Here is a 17,579-nt window from a genome sequence, read left to right as displayed (position 1 = left end):
CGCGGCGGATCAGCTCTCCCCGTGCCGCCCGGGGCCGATGGCCGCGAGCGCCGGAGGTATCAGCTCCCTGTCGCGCTGGTACGTCAGGCGCTCGCGGGCGCTGTCCGGTGACAGCCACGCGAGCTCGCTCACCTCGTCGTCGGGGCTGAAGGCTCCGCCGGTCGACTCGGCGACCCAGTACACGACCTGCTTCTGCCGGCCCGTGTGATCCACATAGCGCAGGGTCGGCAGGCTGGGGCCGAGCCGGCAGGTGTGGCCGGTCTCCTCCCGGACCTCGCGCAGGGCGGCCGCGCGGGCCGCCTCGCCCTTCTTGAGCTTGCCCTTGGGCCAGGACCAGTCGGACCACTTGGGTCTGAAGACCAGCGCGAGTTCGACGCCGCCCGCGGGGGAGCGGCGCCACAGGACGCAGCCGGCCGCGAGGACCGGGGTGTCGGGGGTGGGGGTCACCGGGGGTTCACCGCCTTCTTCGGCGTGCCGCGACGGGTTCAGGGCGTGCTCACCGCCTGCTTCTGCCAGGACTGCTGGAACGCGAACCGGGCCGCCTCCACCTCGTGCCGCTGGTCGGCGTGCAGCACGCCGAGCGCGTACGCCGTCGCCGGGGCGATACGCGGGGTGCGGGCCGCCGACGCCGCCGCGGCGGCCGCCTCCGAGGCGTCGCGGTGCCGGTCGAGCGCCTGGCCCGCGGCCAGCAGCCGCACGTCCACGGGGGCGTCCTCGCCGCACAGGACCTCGCGGGCGTAGCGGTGCAGGCGCAGCAGCAGGCGGACCTGGTGCCAGGGCCCGTCCTGCGGATGCGGGGCCGGGTCCGGGGACAGGCCGTGCACCAGGGCCTCCGCGTTGTACGGGCTGCCCGCGGTGACCAGGGGCAGCGCGGTGACGGCGTCGACGAGGCGTTCCTCGGCGGCGGCGGCCAGCGGGCCCAGACCGGTGCCGGCCGCGGCGGGCGTCAGCGGGACCTCGCTGGCCAGTACGGCCACCTTGTCGGCGACCGCGTGGAAGCGGGAGGAGCCGAGCGCCTGCAGCGCGGTGGAGTGGGCCCGGGTCCGGGCGAGGGTCAGCTGGCGTTCGAGCAGGGCGCCCGCCTTGGCGGCGCCCACGGTGAGGTTGCCGCGCTCGGTGCCGGCCCGGGCGGCCCCGGGGCCCGTCTGCTGGGCGGGGAACACCGCCGCGCCGGACAGCCGGTGCAGCGCGAGCAGCAGCCGCTCCAGGCGGGCCGCGTAGCCGTGCTCCATCGACAACGTGCCTGACAGCCAGGCCAGTTCGGGACGCAGTCCCTCGGACCAGTCGGCCTCCAGCAGGGGGCGGAAGGTGTGCAGGCTGCCGCTGATGCGGCGGACCGAGCGGCGCAGGGCGCGCGCCGCGTCGGCGGACTCCGCGGTGCCGTTCCCTCCGCCGCCCCCGGCGCCGGTCTCCCGGTGCAGCCTGAGGGCGCGGAGGAACTCGGTGGCCTGGGCCCGCAGATAACCCGCGAGGGTCTCTCCGGTGGCGGAGGGCCCGGCCACCGGGTCCGTCGGGTCAAGGTGTTGCTGTGCCACGCCGGCGCCTCCGGGCGTCTATGAGCATCTCCTGGACGTTGCGCAGGGGTTGGCCGTCCGCGTCGGTGGCGTGCCGGGTCCATTCGCCGTCCGGGCCGAGGTGCCAGGAGGCGGTGGTGTCGGACATGCCGGTCTCCAACAGCCGGTTCAGGGCTGCGCGGTGGGCCGGGTCGGTGACCCTGACCAGGGCCTCGATACGGCGGTCGAGGTTGCGGTGCATCATGTCGGCGCTGCCGATCCACACCTCGGGCTCGCCGCCGTTGCCGAAGGCGAACACGCGGGAGTGTTCGAGGAAGCGGCCGAGTACCGAGCGGACCCGGACGTTCTCCGACAGGCCGGTGACCCCGGGGCGGATGGCGCAGATGCCGCGCACCCAGATGTCGACCGGCACGCCCGCCTGGGACGCGCGGTAGCAGGCGTCGATGAGCGCCTCGTCGACGAGCGAGTTGACCTTGATGCGGACGAAGGCGGGGCGTCCGGCACGGTGGTGCTGGATCTCCTTGTTGATCCGCGATATCAGGCCGTCCCGCAGGGACTTGGGGGCCACCAGCAGCCGCCGGTAGGTCTCGCGGCGCGAGTAGCCGGAGAGCCGGTTGAACAGGTCCGACAGGTCGGCGCCGACCTGCGGGTCGGCTGTCAGCAGGCCGAGGTCCTCGTACAGGCGGGCCGTCTTCGGGTGGTAGTTGCCGGTGCCGACGTGGCTGTAGCGGCGCAGCGTCTCGCCCTCCTGGCGGACCACCAGCGACAGCTTGCAGTGCGTCTTCAGGCCGACGAGGCCGTAGACGACGTGGCAGCCGGCCTCCTCCAGCTTGCGCGCCCACTTGATGTTGGCGTGCTCGTCGAAGCGGGCCTTGATCTCGACCAGGACGAGGACCTGCTTGCCGGACTCGGCGGCGTCGATGAGCGCGTCGACGATCGGGGAGTCGCCCGAGGTCCGGTACAGGGTCTGCTTGATGGCGAGGACGTCCGGGTCGTTGGCCGCCTGCTCCAGGAACGCCTGCACCGAGGTGGAGAAGGAGTCGTACGGGTGGTGCAGCAGCACGTCCCGGCTGCGCAGGGCGGCGAAGATGTCGGGCGCGGACGCGGACTCGACCTCGGCGAGGTCGCGGTGGACGCCGGCGACGAACTTCGGGTACTTCAGCTCGGGCCGGTCCAGGCCGTGGATGCGGAAGAGGCCGGTGAGGTCCAGGGGGCCGGGCAGCGGGTAGACCTCGGCCTCGGAGATCTTCAGCTCGCGCACCAGCAGGTCGAGCACCTCGCGGTCGATGGACTCCTCGACCTCCAGCCGCACCGGGGGCCCGAATCGGCGCCGCATGAGCTCCTTCTCCAGGGCCTGGAGCAGGTTCTCGGCGTCGTCCTCCTCGACCTCCAGGTCCTCGTTGCGGGTGAGGCGGAAGGCGTGGTGCTCCAGCACCTCCATGCCCGGGAACAGCTCCTCCAGGTGGGCGGCGATGACGTCCTCGAGGGGGACGTAGCGGCCCGGGGAGCTCTCCAGGAAGCGGGACAGCAGCGGCGGCACCTTGACGCGGGCGAAGTGCCGGTGGCCGGTGACCGGGTTGCGCACCACGACGGCCAGGTTCAGGGACAGGCCGGAGATGTACGGGAAGGGGTGCGCCGGGTCGACCGCGAGCGGGGTGAGGACCGGGAAGATCTGGTGCCGGAACAGCGTGAACAGCCGCGCCTGCTCCTTCTCGGTCAGCTCGCTCCAGCGGACCAGGTGGATGCCCTCCTCCGCGAGGGCGGGGGCGACGTCCTCGTGGTAGCAGGCGGCGTGCCGCGCCATCAGCTCGCGGGACCGGGCCCAGATCATCTCCAGCACTTCGCGGGGCTGCAGGCCGGAGGCGGAGCGGGTGGCGACGCCGGTGGCGATGCGGCGCTTGAGTCCGGCCACCCGGACCATGAAGAACTCGTCCAGGTTGCTGGCGAAGATCGCGAGGAAGTTCGCGCGTTCGAGCAGGGGCGTGTTCGGGTCCTCGGCGAGTTCGAGGACCCGCTCGTTGAAGGCGAGCCAGCTGCGCTCCCGGTCGAGGAAGCGGCCCTGCGGCAGCTGGGGGCCCTCGTGCGGCGCTTCCTCGTAGGAGTCGAGGTCGGCGTCGATGTCGGGTTCCAGGTCGGAGACGGCCGCGGACACCGTGTGCGGGCGGTGCGCGGCGATGGAGCCCACGGAGGGCTGCGGGTGCTGTACCTGTGCCTGGGCGTTTGGCTGGCTCATGAACCCATTCTTCCGCGCCGGAGGTGTCACGGGCGCGTCGGAAGCGGCGGGCGGGAGCTCGGCTTCGAAGAAGTGGGCGTCCCCGTTCCCCGCGGCCCCCTCGGGGGGTGGCGAAGGGTCTGGCACGGCGGGCGTCATTGGCCGAGCGTCGCAAGCCTGTCTGAACCGATGGTTACGGCGACATGGCGTTCGGGATATCGGGGGGCGGCTCCCGGCCGCCGCCCGCGCGGGTGCGGCTCGGGCGGCGCGGCAGCCGGAACGCGGCCGCCGTCGCGAGGGCGGTGACCGGGAGGAGGGTGCCGGTCCCCACCGGGTTCATGGGCCAGGAGGGCGAGGCGGGGCCGCAAACGGGGGTTCCCGTGTCGAATGCGTGACCTTCGCGGGAGGTGTTCGTTGAAGGTGAAACGGTTTCCCGGGCGGGCGGGGGAGTCCTCCTCGCGCTGGGCGGGCAGCATCGCCGAGGCCACGCATGACCGGTGGGCGCCGGCCCGGCGCCCCCGGTCCGCCCACCTCTCGGGGACGCCCGGCGCGGGCAGCGAGCGGCGCAGCGGCGGCGCCGTGAGCGTGCCGGCTGGCAGGGCGTGCCGGCGGGCAGGGCGTACGGGCGGGCAGGGCGTGCCGGCCGTGGGCGATCAGGGCGGGGCCGCGGGCCGTGAAGCCGCCTGGGAAGGGCCGGTCGTCGCCCATCGGGTCCCGGTGCGCGCCGCGGGCGTCACGTCTCCGTGCGGTACATCAGGTCCGTCTCGTGCGTCACGAACCCCAGCCCCTCGTACACGGCGACGGCCGCCTGGTTGTCGGCGTCGACGTACAGCATCGCCGTGGGCAGTTCCTGGGCCCGCAGGTGGCGCAGGCCGATCGTGGTCAGGGCCTTGCCCAGACCGCCGCCCTGCGCCCCGGGCCGCACCCCGAGCACGTACACCTCTCCCAGCTGCTCGGTGGCGTGGACCTTCGTCCAGTGGAAGCCGACGAGTTCGTCGCCGCGGAAGGCGAGGAAGAAGCCGGCCGGGTCGAACCACGGCTCGGCCTTGCGGTCGTCGAGGTCGCGCTGGGTCAGGGAGCCCTGCTCGGGATGGTGGGCGAACGCGGCGGCGTTCACCGCGAGCCAGGCCGCGTCGTCCTGGCCGGGCACGAAGGTCCGCACGGTCACGCCCTCGGGCAGCACCGGCTCGGACAGTTCCAGGCCCGTCAACGGGCGCCGCATCTGCCGCAGTTCGCGGAACAGGGTGAGCCCCAGGACCTGCGCCAGGTGCCGGGCCGCGGTGTGGCCGCCGTGCGCCCACACCCGCAGCCGCTTGCCGGAGGCGGCGAGCAGCGCCGATCCCAGCGCCCGCCCGTGCCCCTGCCCCCGGTGCGCGGGGTGCACGACCAGCTCGGCGGCCGGCGCCTCCACCGGGTCGGTGTCCTCCAGCTGGGCGTAGCCGACGAGTTCGTCGCCGACCGTGAGCAGCAGATGGGACACGCCCTGGCGCTCGCCGCCCCGCAGCTGCAGCCGGCCCTGTTCGGACACCGCCTGGTGCCCGTCGTGCCGGGCGGCCTCCGCCAGCAGCCCGAGCACGGCCTCGGTCCGGTCCGGGGAGAGCGCGGTCAGGGTCTCGATGGAGCGGGTGCCGTCGGGGCGGGCGATGTCGTCGCTGGTCATGCGTACGAGGGTAAGGGGAGGACCCGGCGGAGCGGAGGTACGTGCACAACGGAACGTAAAGGCAGAGCAGGGGGCAAAGGGAAACCAGGATGTAACCAGGAACCCCCTGTCGCGCTACGCGCGTTGACTCTAGGCTGCGCCCCGACGGGGCCACCACCTCAGCACGAACGACAGGGGGGCGTATGCCAGCCAACTCCCAGCCGTACCAGCGCCGCAGACGGACGTACCGTCTGCTCGCCGCAGCCGCGGGTCTCGCGACCGCCGGCGCGCTGGTCGCCGCGCTTCCGGCCGAGGCGCACGACACGAGCCACGATGGCCATCACCCGGGCCGCTACCAGGACGTGCAACTGCTGTCCTTCAACGACCTGCACGGCAACCTGGAGCCGCCGTCCGGTTCCTCCGGCCGGGTGACCGAACTGCAGGCGGACGGCACGACGAAGACGATCGATGCGGGTGGCGTGGAGTACCTGGCCACCCACCTGCGCCAGGCCCGGGAGGGCAAGCCCTACTCCATCACCGCGGCCGGCGGCGACATGGTCGGCGCCTCGCCGCTGATCTCGGGCCTGTTCCACGACGAGCCCACCATCGAGGCGCTCAACAAGCTGGACCTGGACGTCACGTCCGTCGGCAACCACGAATTCGACGAGGGCCCCAAGGAACTGGCGCGCCTTCAGAACGGCGGCTGCCACCCCACCGACGGCTGCTACACGGACCAGGAGTTCGAGGGCGCCGACTTCCCGTACCTGGCCGCCAACGTCCTGAACGAGAAGACCCACCGGCCGATCCTGAAGCCGTACTGGGTCTGGAAGAAGAAGGACGTCAAGATCGGCTTCATCGGCGTGACCCTGGAGGGCACCCCGGGCATCGTCTCCGCGGACGGCGTCAAGGGCCTGCAGTTCAAGGACGAGGTCGAGACGATCAACAAGTACGCGCGCGTGCTCCAGGCGCAGGGCGTGCAGTCGATCGTCGCGCTGATCCACGAGGGCGGTGCGCCGGCCTCGTCGTCGTACAACTACGACTGCGACTCCCCGGGCGCCGGCGACGGCATCTCCGGGCCGATCGTCGACATCGCCAAGAACGTCACGCCGGCGGTGGACGCGCTGGTGACGGGTCACACCCACACCTCGTACGTCTGCACGATCGACGACCCGGCGGGCCGTCCCCGCATGGTCACCTCGGCCTCGTCCTTCGGACGGCTCTACACGGACACCACGCTCACCTACGACCGCTACACCGGCGACATCGCCCGCACCGCGGTCACGTCGGCGAACCACGTGGTCAGCCGGGACGTGCCCAAGGCGGCCGACATGACCGACCTGATCGGCAGGTGGAACACCCTCGCCGCCCCGATCGGCAACCGCCCCATCGGCTACATCTCCGCCGACATCCCCAACACCGGCACCGAGTCCCCGATGGGCGACCTGATCGCCGACGCGCAGCTCGCGTACGGCAAGCAGCTCGACCCGGAGACGGACCTCGCGCTGATGAACCCGGGCGGCGTCCGGGCCGGGCTCACCTACGTGGCCAAGGCCGCCGAGGGCGACGGCGTGGTGACCTACGCCGAGGGCTTCACGGTGCAGCCGTTCGCCAACACCGTGAACCTCCAGGACTTCACCGGCGCGCAGCTGATCCAGGTGCTCAAGGAGCAGGTCAGCGGCTCGAACACGGCGTCCCCGAAGATCCTCCAGCCCTCGTCGGGCCTGACCTACACGCTGGACCTGACGAAGACCGGGGCCGACCGTGTGGTCACCGACTCGATCCGCCTGAACGGCGCCGCGATCGACCCCGCGGCCACCTACCGCGTCGCCACCAACAGCTTCCTCGCGGGCGGCGGCGACGGCTTCACCACGCTGGGCCTGGGCACGAACGACCTGGTCGGCACCGACGACCTGGCGGCCCTGGCGCAGTACCTGACGGCCACCTCCTCGGCGGCGAACCCGATCGCCCCGCCGGCCGCGAACCGCATCACGATCACCAAGTAGCCCGCTCCCGAGCGGCACCGCCCCGAACCCCGCCCCGGCACCGCCGGGGCGGGGTTCGTCGTCCTCGCCGTCGCCACAGGCCCGTGTGGACCCGCGCCCGGATCCGCGACCCGCCGCCCGGCCTGCGCCCGGGGTTCCTGCCCGAGCACGTGGCGCGGACGCCCCGGCGGACGCCGACCCCCAACGACACGATCCGCGAGAACATCCCCTGCGGCCGCCCCGGCGCGAGCGACGAGGAGATCGAACGCGCGGCCGTCGGCGCGGCGGCGCACCCCTTCGCCACCGTCCTGCCCGACGGCTACGACACCCCCGTCGCGTCCGGCACGGCCGCCCTCTCCGGCGGGCGGCTCCGGCGCATCGCCCACTCCCGCGCGATGCTGCGCGCCGCGCCCGTCCGCGTCGTGGACGAACCGACGGCCGGCCCGAACGCGCCGGCCGCCCGCCGGGTGGCGCAGCCGCTGCGCAGGCTGATGGCGGGCCGCACCACGAGCGTGATCACGCACGATCCGAGCCGGGCGCCGGACGCCGACCGGCCCCTGGTCGTCGACCGCGGCCTGCTGGTGGAGGCGGGCACCCACGGGGGACTCCTCGCGCGGCGGGGCGCCTGGGCCGCTGGTGGCGCGCGGGACGCAGCCCGGCCCCCCCGCACGGGGGCGGGACACGGTCGGGTGAATGGGCGCAGGAGGCGTTTCGAGCGGGGGATGACCTTGGGCCGGCTCGTCGAGGACCTGGCGGCTCAACAGCTCACGGCCGAGCCGATCGCCGAGCGCGTCGCCGCTGCGCGAAAGGCGGGCCACCGCGCCATGTCGTCCCGCCGGCCCTCGCTCCCGCGCGTCGGCCCACGTGCGGAGCGGGCCCTAGGGAGCCTCGGCGGGCGGGGCCGTCGGTGCGCCCGGCAGCCGCAGCGTCGCCACCGTGCCGCCGCCGTCCGCGCGGGACAGGGTGACCTCGCCGCCCGCCCGGCGGACCGTGCGGGCGACGATCGACAGGCCGAGGCCCGAGCCGGGCAGCGCGCGGGCGCTCGGGGAGCGCCAGAAGCGGTCGAAGACGTGCGGGAGTTCGTCCTCCGCGATGCCGGGACCGTGGTCGCGGACGGTCAGCACACCGTCGCCGAGCCGCACGTCGACCGTGCCGCCCTCGGGGCTGAACTTCACCGCGTTGTCGAGGACGTTGACGATCGCCCGCTCCAGGGCGGAGGGCTCCGCCATGACGTACCAGGGCTCCAGGTCGGCCGTGATCGTCAGCTCGGGCCCGCGCAGGCGCGCCCGGCGCAGGGCCGCCTCCACGGTGTCCCGCAGCGGCACCACCTGGACGCGCTCGCCCCGCTGCCCCTCCGACCGCGACAGCTCCTGCAGGTCGCCGATCAGCGAGGCCAGTTCCGTCACCTGCGCCTTCACCGACGCCAGCAGCGCCTTGCGGTCCGCCTCCGGGAGGGGGCGGCCCGTCTCCTCGCTGCGGGTGAGCAGCTCGATGTTGGTACGCAGCGAGGTGAGCGGGGTGCGCAGCTCGTGGCCGGCGTCCGCGATGAGCTGCTGCTGCAGCTCGCGGGAGCCGGCCAGCGAGGAGGTCATGGAGTTGAACGAGCGGGACAGCCGGGCGATCTCGTCCTCGCTGTCGTCCTCGACCGGGATGCGGACCGTGAGGTCCTCGGTGCGGGCGACGTGCTCGACGGCATCGGTGAGCTTGTCGACGGGCCGCAGCCCCGCCCGCGCGACCGCGAGCCCGGCCGCTCCCGCGCCGAGCACGCCCACGCCGGAGACGAGCAGGAGGATCAGGGAGAGATCGTTGAGGGTGTTCCTGGTGCTCTTCAGGGGGACGGCGGCGACGAACCCGACGCTGGGTCCGGCCTCCCCGTCGGCGGTCCTGGTGGCGCCCAGCGGGCGGACCATCACCCGCACCGCGGCGCCGTGCTCGTCGGTGCCGTCGCGGAAGTAGATCCGGCCGGTGTCCGCGTTCTTGATCTGTTCCTTGTCGGCCTGGGTGACCTTGACGGCCCCGGTGGAGTCGTCGGTGACGCAGACCTTCCCGCTCTCCGTGACCACCTGCGAGTAGTTGCTGCGGAAGAAGCCGTTGCCCTGCGGGGTGGTGGAGCAGTTGTTGAGGGCCTGCTCGGCCTGCTGGATCTGCTGCGGCCCCCGCATGCCCCGCTGAAGGTCCTGGTTGAGCTGCTCGTACAGCTTCCCCTGCACGATGAACCAGCAGGTCACCGACACCGCCGCCACCGCGAACGCCACCGCCGCCGCGACCAGCAGCGCCAGCCGGGAGCGGATCGGCAGGGACCGGAACCGGCGTGCCACCTCGCTCACTCCGCCCCGCCCTGCCGCAGCACGTACCCCACCCCGCGCACCGTGTGGACGAGCCGCGGCTCGCCGCCCGCCTCGGTCTTGCGGCGCAGGTACATGACGTAGACGTCCAGCGAGTTGGAGCTCGGCTCGAAGTCGAAGCCCCACACCGCCTTGAGGATCTGCTCGCGGGTGAGCACCTGGCGCGGGTGCGCCATGAACATCTCCAGCAGGGTGAACTCGGTGCGGGTCAGCTCCACCGGCCGCCCGCCCCGGGTGACCTCCCGGGTGGCGAGGTCCATCCGCAGGTCGGCGAAGGCCAGCGCCTCGTCCTGCTGGCCGCTGCCGGCGGCCGCGGCGGCGTAGGAGTTGCGCCGCAGCAGGGCGCGGACGCGGGCGAACAGCTCGTCCAGCTCGAACGGCTTGACCAGGTAGTCGTCGGCCCCGGCGTCCAGCCCGGTCACCCGGTCGCCCACGGTGTCCCGGGCCGTCAGCATCAGGATCGGCGTCGTGTCACCGGCGCCGCGGATGCGCCGGGCGGTGGTGAGGCCGTCCATGCGGGGCATCTGGATGTCCAGCACGATCAGGTCGGGCCGGTGCGCCGTGGCCTTCTCCAGCGCGTCGGCGCCGTCCACGGCGACCTCGGTGCCGTACCCCTCGAAGGCGAGACTGCGCTGGAGTGCTTCGCGCACCGCCGGCTCGTCGTCGACGATCAGGATGCGCTGGGGGTCACGGTCGCCATCGGCGGGGCTCATGGGCTCGGATTCCTCGGATGCGGTGGGGGGACGGGGGCTGGACGCCTTCAGCGTCGCATGTTCCCCGTCGGGCGCGGAAAGGGCGGAGCGCGGGTGGAGTGCGGGTGGAGTGCGGACGGAGCGTGGCCCGGATCAGCCGCGGGCGCCGCCGCGGCGACGGCCGCGCACGGCGCCGGCGCGGCGGCCGGCGGCGGGGACGGCGGCCACCTCGGGGGCCCGGACCGCCGGTGCGTGGAGGTCGTACGCCACCTCGAGGGCCGCCGTGAAGTCGGCGGCGCCGGTGCCGGCGCCCGGGTGCGGAACCTGCTTGATCATGACTGCTCCCTGACTGCGGACGGTGTCGGCCGGCGGGCGGTGTCAGTCGGAGCCGCCGGCCCGCAGCGTGGCCAGGTCGGACTTGACGGTGTTGATCGGGATGGCGAAGCCGAGGCCGACGCTGCCGGCGCCGGCCGAGGACGACCCGGAACTGTCCGAGTACATCGCGGAGTTGATGCCGACGATGGTGCCGTTCATGTCGATCAGGGCGCCGCCGGAGTTGCCGGGGTTCAGCGAGGCGTCCGTCTGGATGGCCTTGTAGGTCGTCGTGGACGAGCCGGTGTCGCCGTTGAACTGCCGGCCGCCGAACTCGAACGGCCACTGCCCGCTGCCGCCGCCCTGGCTCCGGCCCTCGCCGGTGGAGACGGTCACATCGCGGTTCAGGGCCGAGACGATGCCGCTGGTGACGGTGCCGGTCAGGCCCTCGGGGGAGCCGATCGCCACCACCGTGTCGCCGACGCTGACGCCGCTGGAGTCGCCCAGGGTGGCCGCCTGGAGGCCGGAGGCGCCCCGCAGCTCGATCAGGGCGAGGTCCTTCTTGCTGTCGGTGCCGACGACCCGCGCGGTGTAGGACGTGCCGTCGCTGGTCCTGACCTTGATCGAGGAGGCGCCGGAGACGACGTGGTTGTTGGTGAGGATCTCGCCGTCGCCGGTGATGATCACGCCGGAGCCGGTCGACTCCCCGGAGCCCGAGGTGGCGTTGATCTCGACGATGCCCGGGCTGACCGCGGCGGCGATCGCGGCGATGTCGCCCTTCTTGGCGGCGGGCACCACGCTGGTGCTGCTCGTGGTGGCGGCGCGGTTGTCGTTGCCGGTCAGCTCCTGGATGCCGTAGGCGGTGCCGCCGCCGATGGCCGCGGCGACGATCGCCACGGCGGCCAGCAGGGCGACCGGTCCCCGGGTCCGCTTCTGCGCCGCGGACGCGGGCGCCGGCGCGGGGGCGGCGGGTGCGCCGGGCGAGGCAGGTGCCGCGTGCGCGTCCGGCCCGGCCGGGGGAGCGGCGAGCAGGGCGGTGCCGCCACCGGGCTCGACGGTGACCGGCCGGGCCGGCGGCTGCGCCGGCGGGGGCGGGGGCGGCCACTCGGGGTTCGCGGGCGAGGAGGCGTGCTGCTGTGGGTACGCGTGCCGCTCGCCCTGGTACGGGTCGTCGTGCTCGCCGCCGCGGCGGATGCTCTCGGTCATGGAACGAGCTTGTCGCTCCACCATGAGAGCTCCCTGAGCGTCCGCTGAGAAGCCCGGCAGAACCTCGTGTGCCCGGTATGAACGGGCTTCTCGCGGCTTCGCGGACTCCCTCGGGAGGCGCTCAGAAGGTCACGCGCAGCCGCAGGACCGCCGGACGACCAGCCGCGACGGGAACACCTTCAGCCGCTCGCGCCGCGACCCCGCGACCCGCAGTCCGTCGTCCAGCACCAGGTCCACGGCGGCCCGGGCCATCGCCGAACGGTCCGATGCGACCGTGGTCAGGGGCGGGTCGGCGAGCGCCGCCTCCTTGATGTCGTCGAAGCCGGCCACCGCCAGCTCGCCCGGCACGTCGATGCGCAGCTCGCGCGCCGCGCGCAGCACGCCGATCGCCTGGTCGTCGGTGGAGCAGAAGACCGCGGGCGGCCGCCGGGGCCCGGAGAGGATGTCCAGGGCGATCCGGTAGGCGTCGTAGCGGTTGTACGGCGCCTCGAACAGGCGGCCCTCGGTCTCCACGCCCGCCTCCTGCATCGCGCGCCGCCAGCCCTCGACGTGGTCGGAGACGGGGTCGCCGACCGCGGGCGTCTCGGCCGTACCGCCGACGCACGCGACGTAGTCGTAGCCGTGTTCCAGCAGGTGGCGCACGGCGAGCTGGGCGCCGCCCAGGTCGTCGGTGACGACCGCGACGTCGTCGATGGCCTCGGGCCGCTCGTGCAGCAGGACCACCCGGGCGTCCCACGCCTCGATCTCGGCGGCGGCCAGGTCGTTGAGCGCGTGGCTGACCAGGATCAGGCCGGAGACCCGCATCCCGAGGAACGCCCGCAGGTAGTGGACCTCGCGCTCGCTGACGTAGTCGGTGTTCCCGACGAGCACCATCTTCCCGCGCTCGGAGGCGGCCTGTTCGACCGCGTGCGCCATCTCCCCGAAGAAGGGCTGGCGCGCGTCCGGGATGATCAGCCCTATGAGGTCGGTGCGCCGGGACGCCATCGCCTGGGCGACCCGGTCGGGCCGGTACCCGAGCTCCTTGATGGCGGCGAGGACGCGCTCGCGCGTGGCCGGGGCGACCGGCCGGGGTCCGTTGTTGATGACATAGCTGACGACGGCAGTGGACGTCCCTGCCAGCCGTGCTACGTCGTCCCGAGTCACCTTGGCCACTCGCGGAGTCTACGCGGAGAGACCGGGACCGGGCAGGGCGAAAAGGCGCTGGGCCGGGCTTCCCCGGGCCCGTTCGGCGCTTCCGGTGCGGGAGCGCTCCCCTGCCCGGGCGTCCGCTATGCCTTCGCCCGGACCTCGACGGCGTCCAGGGCCGTCGTCTCGTCCGTTTCCTCCGCCTTTGAGCGCTCCGCCCGGGCCTTGGCCTCCTCGGCGGTCCGGTCGCCCTTCTCCGGGGTAACGAATCGATAACCCACGTTCCGGACGGTCCCGATCAGCGACTCGTGCTCGGGTCCGAGCTTGGCACGCAGGCGCCGTACGTGCACGTCGACCGTGCGGGTGCCGCCGAAGTAGTCGTAGCCCCACACCTCCTGCAGGAGCTGGGCGCGGGTGAAGACCCGGCCCGGGTGCTGGGCGAGGTACTTCAGGAGTTCGAACTCCTTGAAGGTCAGGTCCAGGACCCGGCCCTTGAGCTTGGCGGAGTAGGTCGCCTCGTCGACCGACAGGTCGCCGTTGCGGATCTCCATGGGCGAGTCGTCGTTGACGATCTGCTGGCGGCCCATGGCCAGCCGGAGCCGGGCCTCGACCTCGGCCGGCCCGGCGGTGTCCAGCAGGACGTCGTCGATGCCCCAGTCGGCGGTGACGGCGGCGAGGCCGCCCTCGGTGACCACCAGGACGAGCGGACAGCCCGGCCCGGTGGAGCGCAGCAGCTGGCACAGGCTGCGCACCTGGGGGAGGTCGCGGCGGCCGTCGACGAGGATGACGTCGGCGCCCGGGGTGTCGACGAGCGCGGGTCCCTCCGCCGGAGCGACACGCACGTTGTGCAGCAGCAGGCCGAGGGCGGGGAGCACCTCCGTCGACGGCTGGAGGGCATTGGTCAGGAGCAGCAGAGAACTCATACGTCTGGTTCCTCCTCGGTCCCTGCGAGGACGTTTGCGGTGCGGAACTGCTCTGCGATCCCGGGGGCCCGTACACCGCGGTCACCTGGGGCTTCCCGCTTCGTATACAACGCTTCCGAAAGCACAAAAGGACCCGGGGGCTACGCTGCCCGAGTCCTCTGTCCAGCAGAATAACCCACATGAACACCGGTCCGGCAGGTCATGTGGCGCGATCCACCCTTCGTCCGCACTGCGAGACGGGCAGACGGGAACCTTTGCGTACGTTTCTGCACACGGTCGACGGGGTTGCCGTCGATTCCGTATACGATCCGGCGGCCGTCGTACCCGACCCCTCCCGGCCGTCCGCCGGTGACCTGGTGTTCGTGGTGGCGCACGGCTTCACCGGCGACGTGGACCGGCCGCACGTGCGGCGGGTGGTCACGGCCCTGGCCCGCCACGGCGCCGTCGTCACCTTCTCCTTCCGCGGCCACGGCGCCTCCGGCGGCCGCTCCACGGTCGGCGACCGCGAGGTGCTCGACCTGGCGGCGGCGGTGGAATGGGCCCGCGAGCTCGGACACACGCGCGTGGTGACCGTCGGCTTCTCCATGGGCGGCTCGGTGGTGCTGCGGCACGCGGCCCTGCACGGGGGGACCGACGCCGTGGTCTCCGTCAGCGCACCCGCCCGCTGGTACTACCGGGGCACGGCCCCGATGCGCCGCCTGCACTGGCTGGTGACGCGCCCCACCGGCCGGCTGGTGGGCCGTTACGGCCTGCGCACCCGCATCCACCACCGCGTGGGGGCACCTCCCACGCCCTTCGGGCAGTGGGGGAGGGACCCGGTACCGCTGTCCCCGGTGGAGGCGGCGGCGAGGATCGCACCGACGCCCCTGCTGATCGTGCACGGCGACCGGGACGGCTACTTCCCCCTCGACCACCCGCGCATGCTGGCCGCGGCCGCCGGCGACGACGCCGAACTCTGGGTCGAGCACGGCATGGGCCACGCGGAGAACGCCGCCGGCGACGAACTGCTGTCCCGCATCGGGGACTGGGCGGTCGCCCGGGCGGGCTAGCCTGAGGTGTCCACAGCCGAACTGATTGAGGAACGGATGCCAAAGGTCACGGTGCGCTACTGGGCGGCCGCGAAGGCCGCGGCCGGGGTCGCCGAGGAGCCGTACGACGCGGACACGCTGGCCGAGGCGCTCGACGCCGTGCGCGGGCGACACCCCGGCGAACTCACCCGCGTGCTCCAGCGATGCTCGTTCCTCGTCGACGGTGATCCCGTGGGCACCCGCGGACATGAGACGGTACGGCTGGCCGACGGCGGCACGGTCGAGGTGCTCCCGCCGTTCGCAGGAGGGTGACGATGACCGACCAGCCGTACGACCCCGCGTACCAGGGGTACGACCCGTACCAGCAGTCCCCGCAGCCGCAGCCGCAGGCGTGGCCCGGGCAGCCGGCGTACCAGGGCGGGCAGGCTCCTGCCGGGTACGAGGACCCGGACGCCCTGCAGTACACGCAGCGGTGGCAGGGACAGACCTGGGAGACGCAACTGCAGCCGCCCGTCGCAGCGGTGGACGCGGCCGAGACGGCGTACCTGCCCCCGCAGACGGACGCCGGGTACCCGCCGCACCACCCGGCGCCCCACCACCAGGCCGCCGCCGGGTACGGGTATCCGCCGCACCAGGAACCGGCCCAGGAACCGGCCCAGGAACCGGCCCAGGAACCGGCCCAGGGCCCAGCCCACGCCCCGGCTCCGGCCCACGCCCCGGCGTGGGACCCGCAGCCGCAGCCGCAGCCACAACCGCAGCCGCAGCCGCAGCCGCAGGCCGTTCAGCCCGCCGGCCGCCGGGGCCACGCAGGCCCCGCCGCGCCCGAGCCGGAGGGCGCCCCCGCCTACGGCCCCGCCACCCTCGCCGGCAACGCCCGTATCACGGACGCCCAGCGCGCCCGCCTGGAGGGCCGGTCCCCGGTCATCGAACCCGGCGGGCAGCCGGCCGCGCTGACCGCGCTGCTGGGGCTGCTGCTGTCGGGAACGGCGGCGATCGGCCCGTACGCCCTCCTCGTCCCGCTCGTCGCCCTGCAGGCCGTCACCGCGGCGGGCTGGTTCCGGCTCAACGGCATGTGGCCGGCCCGGCAGGGCATCGCGCTGGCGTTCCTCGGCGCGCTCGTCGCGGACGTGGCACTGCTCGCGGCGGGCCGCGAGCACGGCCCGGCCGCGATACTCGGCACCATCGGCGTGTGGGTGCTGCTCTCCCTGGTGCTGCAACTGCGCTCGCACGCGGACCCCGACGAGCGGATGTACGGCCTGATGGCGAGTGTCGCCTCGGCGGCGCTGGCCATCCTCGCGGCCGGTTACCTCGCGGCCGGTGCGGACGCGGTGTCCGTCGGCGCGGCCGCGGTCGCGGTGGCCCTGCTGGCCCGCGCCCTGCCCCTGCCCACGCCGGCGTCGGTGGCGGTCTCGCTGCTGGCGGCGGCGGGCGCGGGCGTCGCGGCCGGCGCGCTCACGGACCTCGGCGCGAAGGGCGCGCTGCTGGGCGCGGGCGCCGCGGCGTGCGCGCTGATCGGGCACCGGGTGGCGAGCTACGACTACCCGTCGCGCTTCGTCCACTTCACCGCGGGCGTCGCCCTGCCGCTGACGGCGGCGGCGCCGGTGGTGTACGTGCTCGGGCGGGCGCTGGGGTAGCGGTGTCCCCTGTGCACCCTCCTGTCACAGGTGATCCACAATTCGCGGGTGCGTGCCCGTCCCAGGGTTAGTCTCGCGCCAGACGGCCACCTGGGTCGTCGGTGACCGGCCTTCGTGGATGACCGCCGAAGTGGGGGAAACATACGGTATGCGCGCCCTGCGAATACTTTTGATCGTCGTCGTGATCCTGGGCGGCCTGTTCGTGCTCGTGGACCGGGTGGCGGTCTACTTCGCCGAGAACGAGGCGGCGGACAAGCTCAGGACCACCGAGAACCTGGCCTCGACCCCGGACGTGTCCATCAACGGCTTCCCGTTCCTCACCCAGGTGGCGTCCGGGGAGCTGGACGACGTCCAGGTCGGCATCAAGGGCTACGAGGCGGACACCGGCAGCACCGCCGCCGGCGCCGCGAAGACGATCCGCGTCGACGACATCGACGCCCACATGAAGCGCGTGCGGTTCTCCGGCGACTACAGCTCCGCCACCGCGGCCACCGCCACCGGCACCGCCCTGGTCTCCTACGACGAGCTGCTGAAGGCGGCCAAGTCCGGGCCGACGCAGATCATCCCGGGCATCACCGCCGAGGTCGTCGGGCTGTCCGACGGCGGCGACGGCAAGATCAAGGTGGAGGTCAAGGTGCGGGCGGCCGGTGTGGAGCAGACGTACCCGGTGCTCAGCTCGGTGACCGTGGAGGGCTCCACGGTCAAGGTGCACGCCGACTCGCTGCCCAGGACGGTCGTGCGGCTCGCCGAGTCCCGGATCCGCGCGATCACCGACTTCCAGCAGACGATCGACCAGCTGCCCGGCGACGTCAGGCTCGACAAGGTCGAGGCGGCGAAGAACGGGGTGGAGATCACCGTGAAGGGTTCGGACGTCAAGCTCGCGGGGTAGGGACTAGGAGTTGTCGTCAAATGTCACGCCCACATCAGCAGGGCTGCGAGGGTGACGGCTGCTTGGTAGGACTCGGCG

The 17,579-nt window shown here is 73.4% G+C and carries 16 protein-coding genes; 5 read left to right on the top strand and 11 right to left on the bottom strand.

Annotation, left to right across the window (positions count from 1 at the left end):
- Nucleotides 1–9 precede the first annotated feature (9 nt).
- From VKA29_RS07590 to mshD, 4 genes are all read right to left on the bottom strand, one after another.
- Nucleotides 10–447, bottom strand: a complete 438-nt coding sequence (locus VKA29_RS07590) for an NUDIX hydrolase (RefSeq protein ID WP_324784442.1) — start codon at nucleotides 445–447, stop codon at nucleotides 10–12.
- A 38-nt stretch (nucleotides 448–485) separates the two neighbouring features.
- Nucleotides 486–1,535 carry a CHAD domain-containing protein gene (locus tag VKA29_RS07585; RefSeq protein ID WP_324784441.1) on the bottom strand — a complete coding sequence of 350 codons (1,050 nt, stop codon included), beginning with the start codon at nucleotides 1,533–1,535 and terminating at the stop codon, nucleotides 486–488.
- The gene (locus VKA29_RS07580) at nucleotides 1,516–3,747 is read right to left on the bottom strand and encodes an RNA degradosome polyphosphate kinase (protein WP_324784440.1); all 2,232 of its coding nucleotides are present in this window, start codon (nucleotides 3,745–3,747) and stop codon (nucleotides 1,516–1,518) included. The genes VKA29_RS07585 and VKA29_RS07580 overlap by 20 nt, the downstream gene beginning before the upstream one ends.
- A 712-nt stretch (nucleotides 3,748–4,459) precedes the next feature.
- Entirely contained in the window at nucleotides 4,460–5,386 is a 927-nt protein-coding gene (gene mshD / locus VKA29_RS07575; RefSeq protein ID WP_324784439.1) for a mycothiol synthase, read from the bottom strand.
- A 182-nt stretch (nucleotides 5,387–5,568) separates the two neighbouring features.
- On the opposite strand from mshD, the gene VKA29_RS07570 reads away from it, so the two are divergent.
- Nucleotides 5,569–7,368 (top strand): bifunctional metallophosphatase/5'-nucleotidase, encoded by a 1,800-nt coding sequence (locus tag VKA29_RS07570; RefSeq protein ID WP_324784438.1) that lies wholly within the window; start codon nucleotides 5,569–5,571, stop codon nucleotides 7,366–7,368.
- A 298-nt stretch (nucleotides 7,369–7,666) separates the two neighbouring features.
- Here VKA29_RS07570 and VKA29_RS07565 read toward each other — a convergent pair whose 3' ends face one another.
- From VKA29_RS07565 to VKA29_RS07535, 7 genes are all read right to left on the bottom strand, one after another.
- Nucleotides 7,667–7,942, bottom strand: coding sequence for a hypothetical protein (locus VKA29_RS07565; RefSeq protein WP_324784437.1), 276 nt, complete (start codon nucleotides 7,940–7,942; stop codon nucleotides 7,667–7,669).
- 283 nt (nucleotides 7,943–8,225) lie between these two features.
- Nucleotides 8,226–9,674, bottom strand: a complete 1,449-nt coding sequence (locus VKA29_RS07560) for a HAMP domain-containing sensor histidine kinase (protein ID WP_324784436.1) — start codon at nucleotides 9,672–9,674, stop codon at nucleotides 8,226–8,228.
- Nucleotides 9,671–10,405 (bottom strand): response regulator transcription factor, encoded by a 735-nt coding sequence (locus VKA29_RS07555; protein ID WP_324784435.1) that lies wholly within the window; start codon nucleotides 10,403–10,405, stop codon nucleotides 9,671–9,673. Before VKA29_RS07555 ends, VKA29_RS07560 begins: the two co-directional genes overlap by 4 nt.
- A 132-nt stretch (nucleotides 10,406–10,537) precedes the next feature.
- On the bottom strand, nucleotides 10,538–10,720 hold the full coding sequence (locus tag VKA29_RS07550) for a hypothetical protein (protein WP_324784434.1): 183 nt from the start codon (nucleotides 10,718–10,720) through the stop codon (nucleotides 10,538–10,540).
- 42 nt (nucleotides 10,721–10,762) lie between these two features.
- Nucleotides 10,763–11,902, bottom strand: coding sequence for a S1C family serine protease (locus tag VKA29_RS07545; RefSeq protein ID WP_324784433.1), 1,140 nt, complete (start codon nucleotides 11,900–11,902; stop codon nucleotides 10,763–10,765).
- A gap of 129 nt (nucleotides 11,903–12,031) precedes the next feature.
- Nucleotides 12,032–13,054, bottom strand: a complete 1,023-nt coding sequence (locus tag VKA29_RS07540; protein WP_324784432.1) for a LacI family DNA-binding transcriptional regulator — start codon at nucleotides 13,052–13,054, stop codon at nucleotides 12,032–12,034.
- Between the two features lie 116 nt (nucleotides 13,055–13,170).
- The gene (locus tag VKA29_RS07535) at nucleotides 13,171–13,950 is read right to left on the bottom strand and encodes a response regulator transcription factor (RefSeq protein ID WP_324784431.1); all 780 of its coding nucleotides are present in this window, start codon (nucleotides 13,948–13,950) and stop codon (nucleotides 13,171–13,173) included.
- A gap of 179 nt (nucleotides 13,951–14,129) precedes the next feature.
- On the opposite strand from VKA29_RS07535, the gene VKA29_RS07530 reads away from it, so the two are divergent.
- The 4 genes from VKA29_RS07530 (at nucleotide 14,130) to VKA29_RS07515 (ending at nucleotide 17,501) form a co-directional block, all read left to right on the top strand.
- Nucleotides 14,130–14,999: an alpha/beta hydrolase gene (locus VKA29_RS07530; RefSeq protein ID WP_324784430.1), complete on the top strand. Its 870-nt coding sequence runs from the start codon at nucleotides 14,130–14,132 to the stop codon at nucleotides 14,997–14,999.
- Between the two features lie 36 nt (nucleotides 15,000–15,035).
- On the top strand, nucleotides 15,036–15,290 hold the full coding sequence (locus tag VKA29_RS07525; protein WP_324784429.1) for a MoaD/ThiS family protein: 255 nt from the start codon (nucleotides 15,036–15,038) through the stop codon (nucleotides 15,288–15,290).
- A gap of 2 nt (nucleotides 15,291–15,292) precedes the next feature.
- Nucleotides 15,293–16,612, top strand: coding sequence for a hypothetical protein (locus VKA29_RS07520; protein WP_324784428.1), 1,320 nt, complete (start codon nucleotides 15,293–15,295; stop codon nucleotides 16,610–16,612).
- A gap of 148 nt (nucleotides 16,613–16,760) precedes the next feature.
- Nucleotides 16,761–17,501, top strand: a complete 741-nt coding sequence (locus VKA29_RS07515) for a DUF2993 domain-containing protein (RefSeq protein ID WP_324784427.1) — start codon at nucleotides 16,761–16,763, stop codon at nucleotides 17,499–17,501.
- The last annotated feature ends 78 nt before the right edge of the window (nucleotides 17,502–17,579 follow it).

Source organism: Streptomyces sp. H51 (genome assembly GCF_035656535.1).
In the GTDB taxonomy this organism is placed as follows: Bacteria; Actinomycetota; Actinomycetes; order Streptomycetales; family Streptomycetaceae; genus Streptomyces.
The sequence above is the reverse complement of the archived record's forward strand: the minus strand, read 5'-3'. Positions and strand labels throughout refer to the sequence as shown.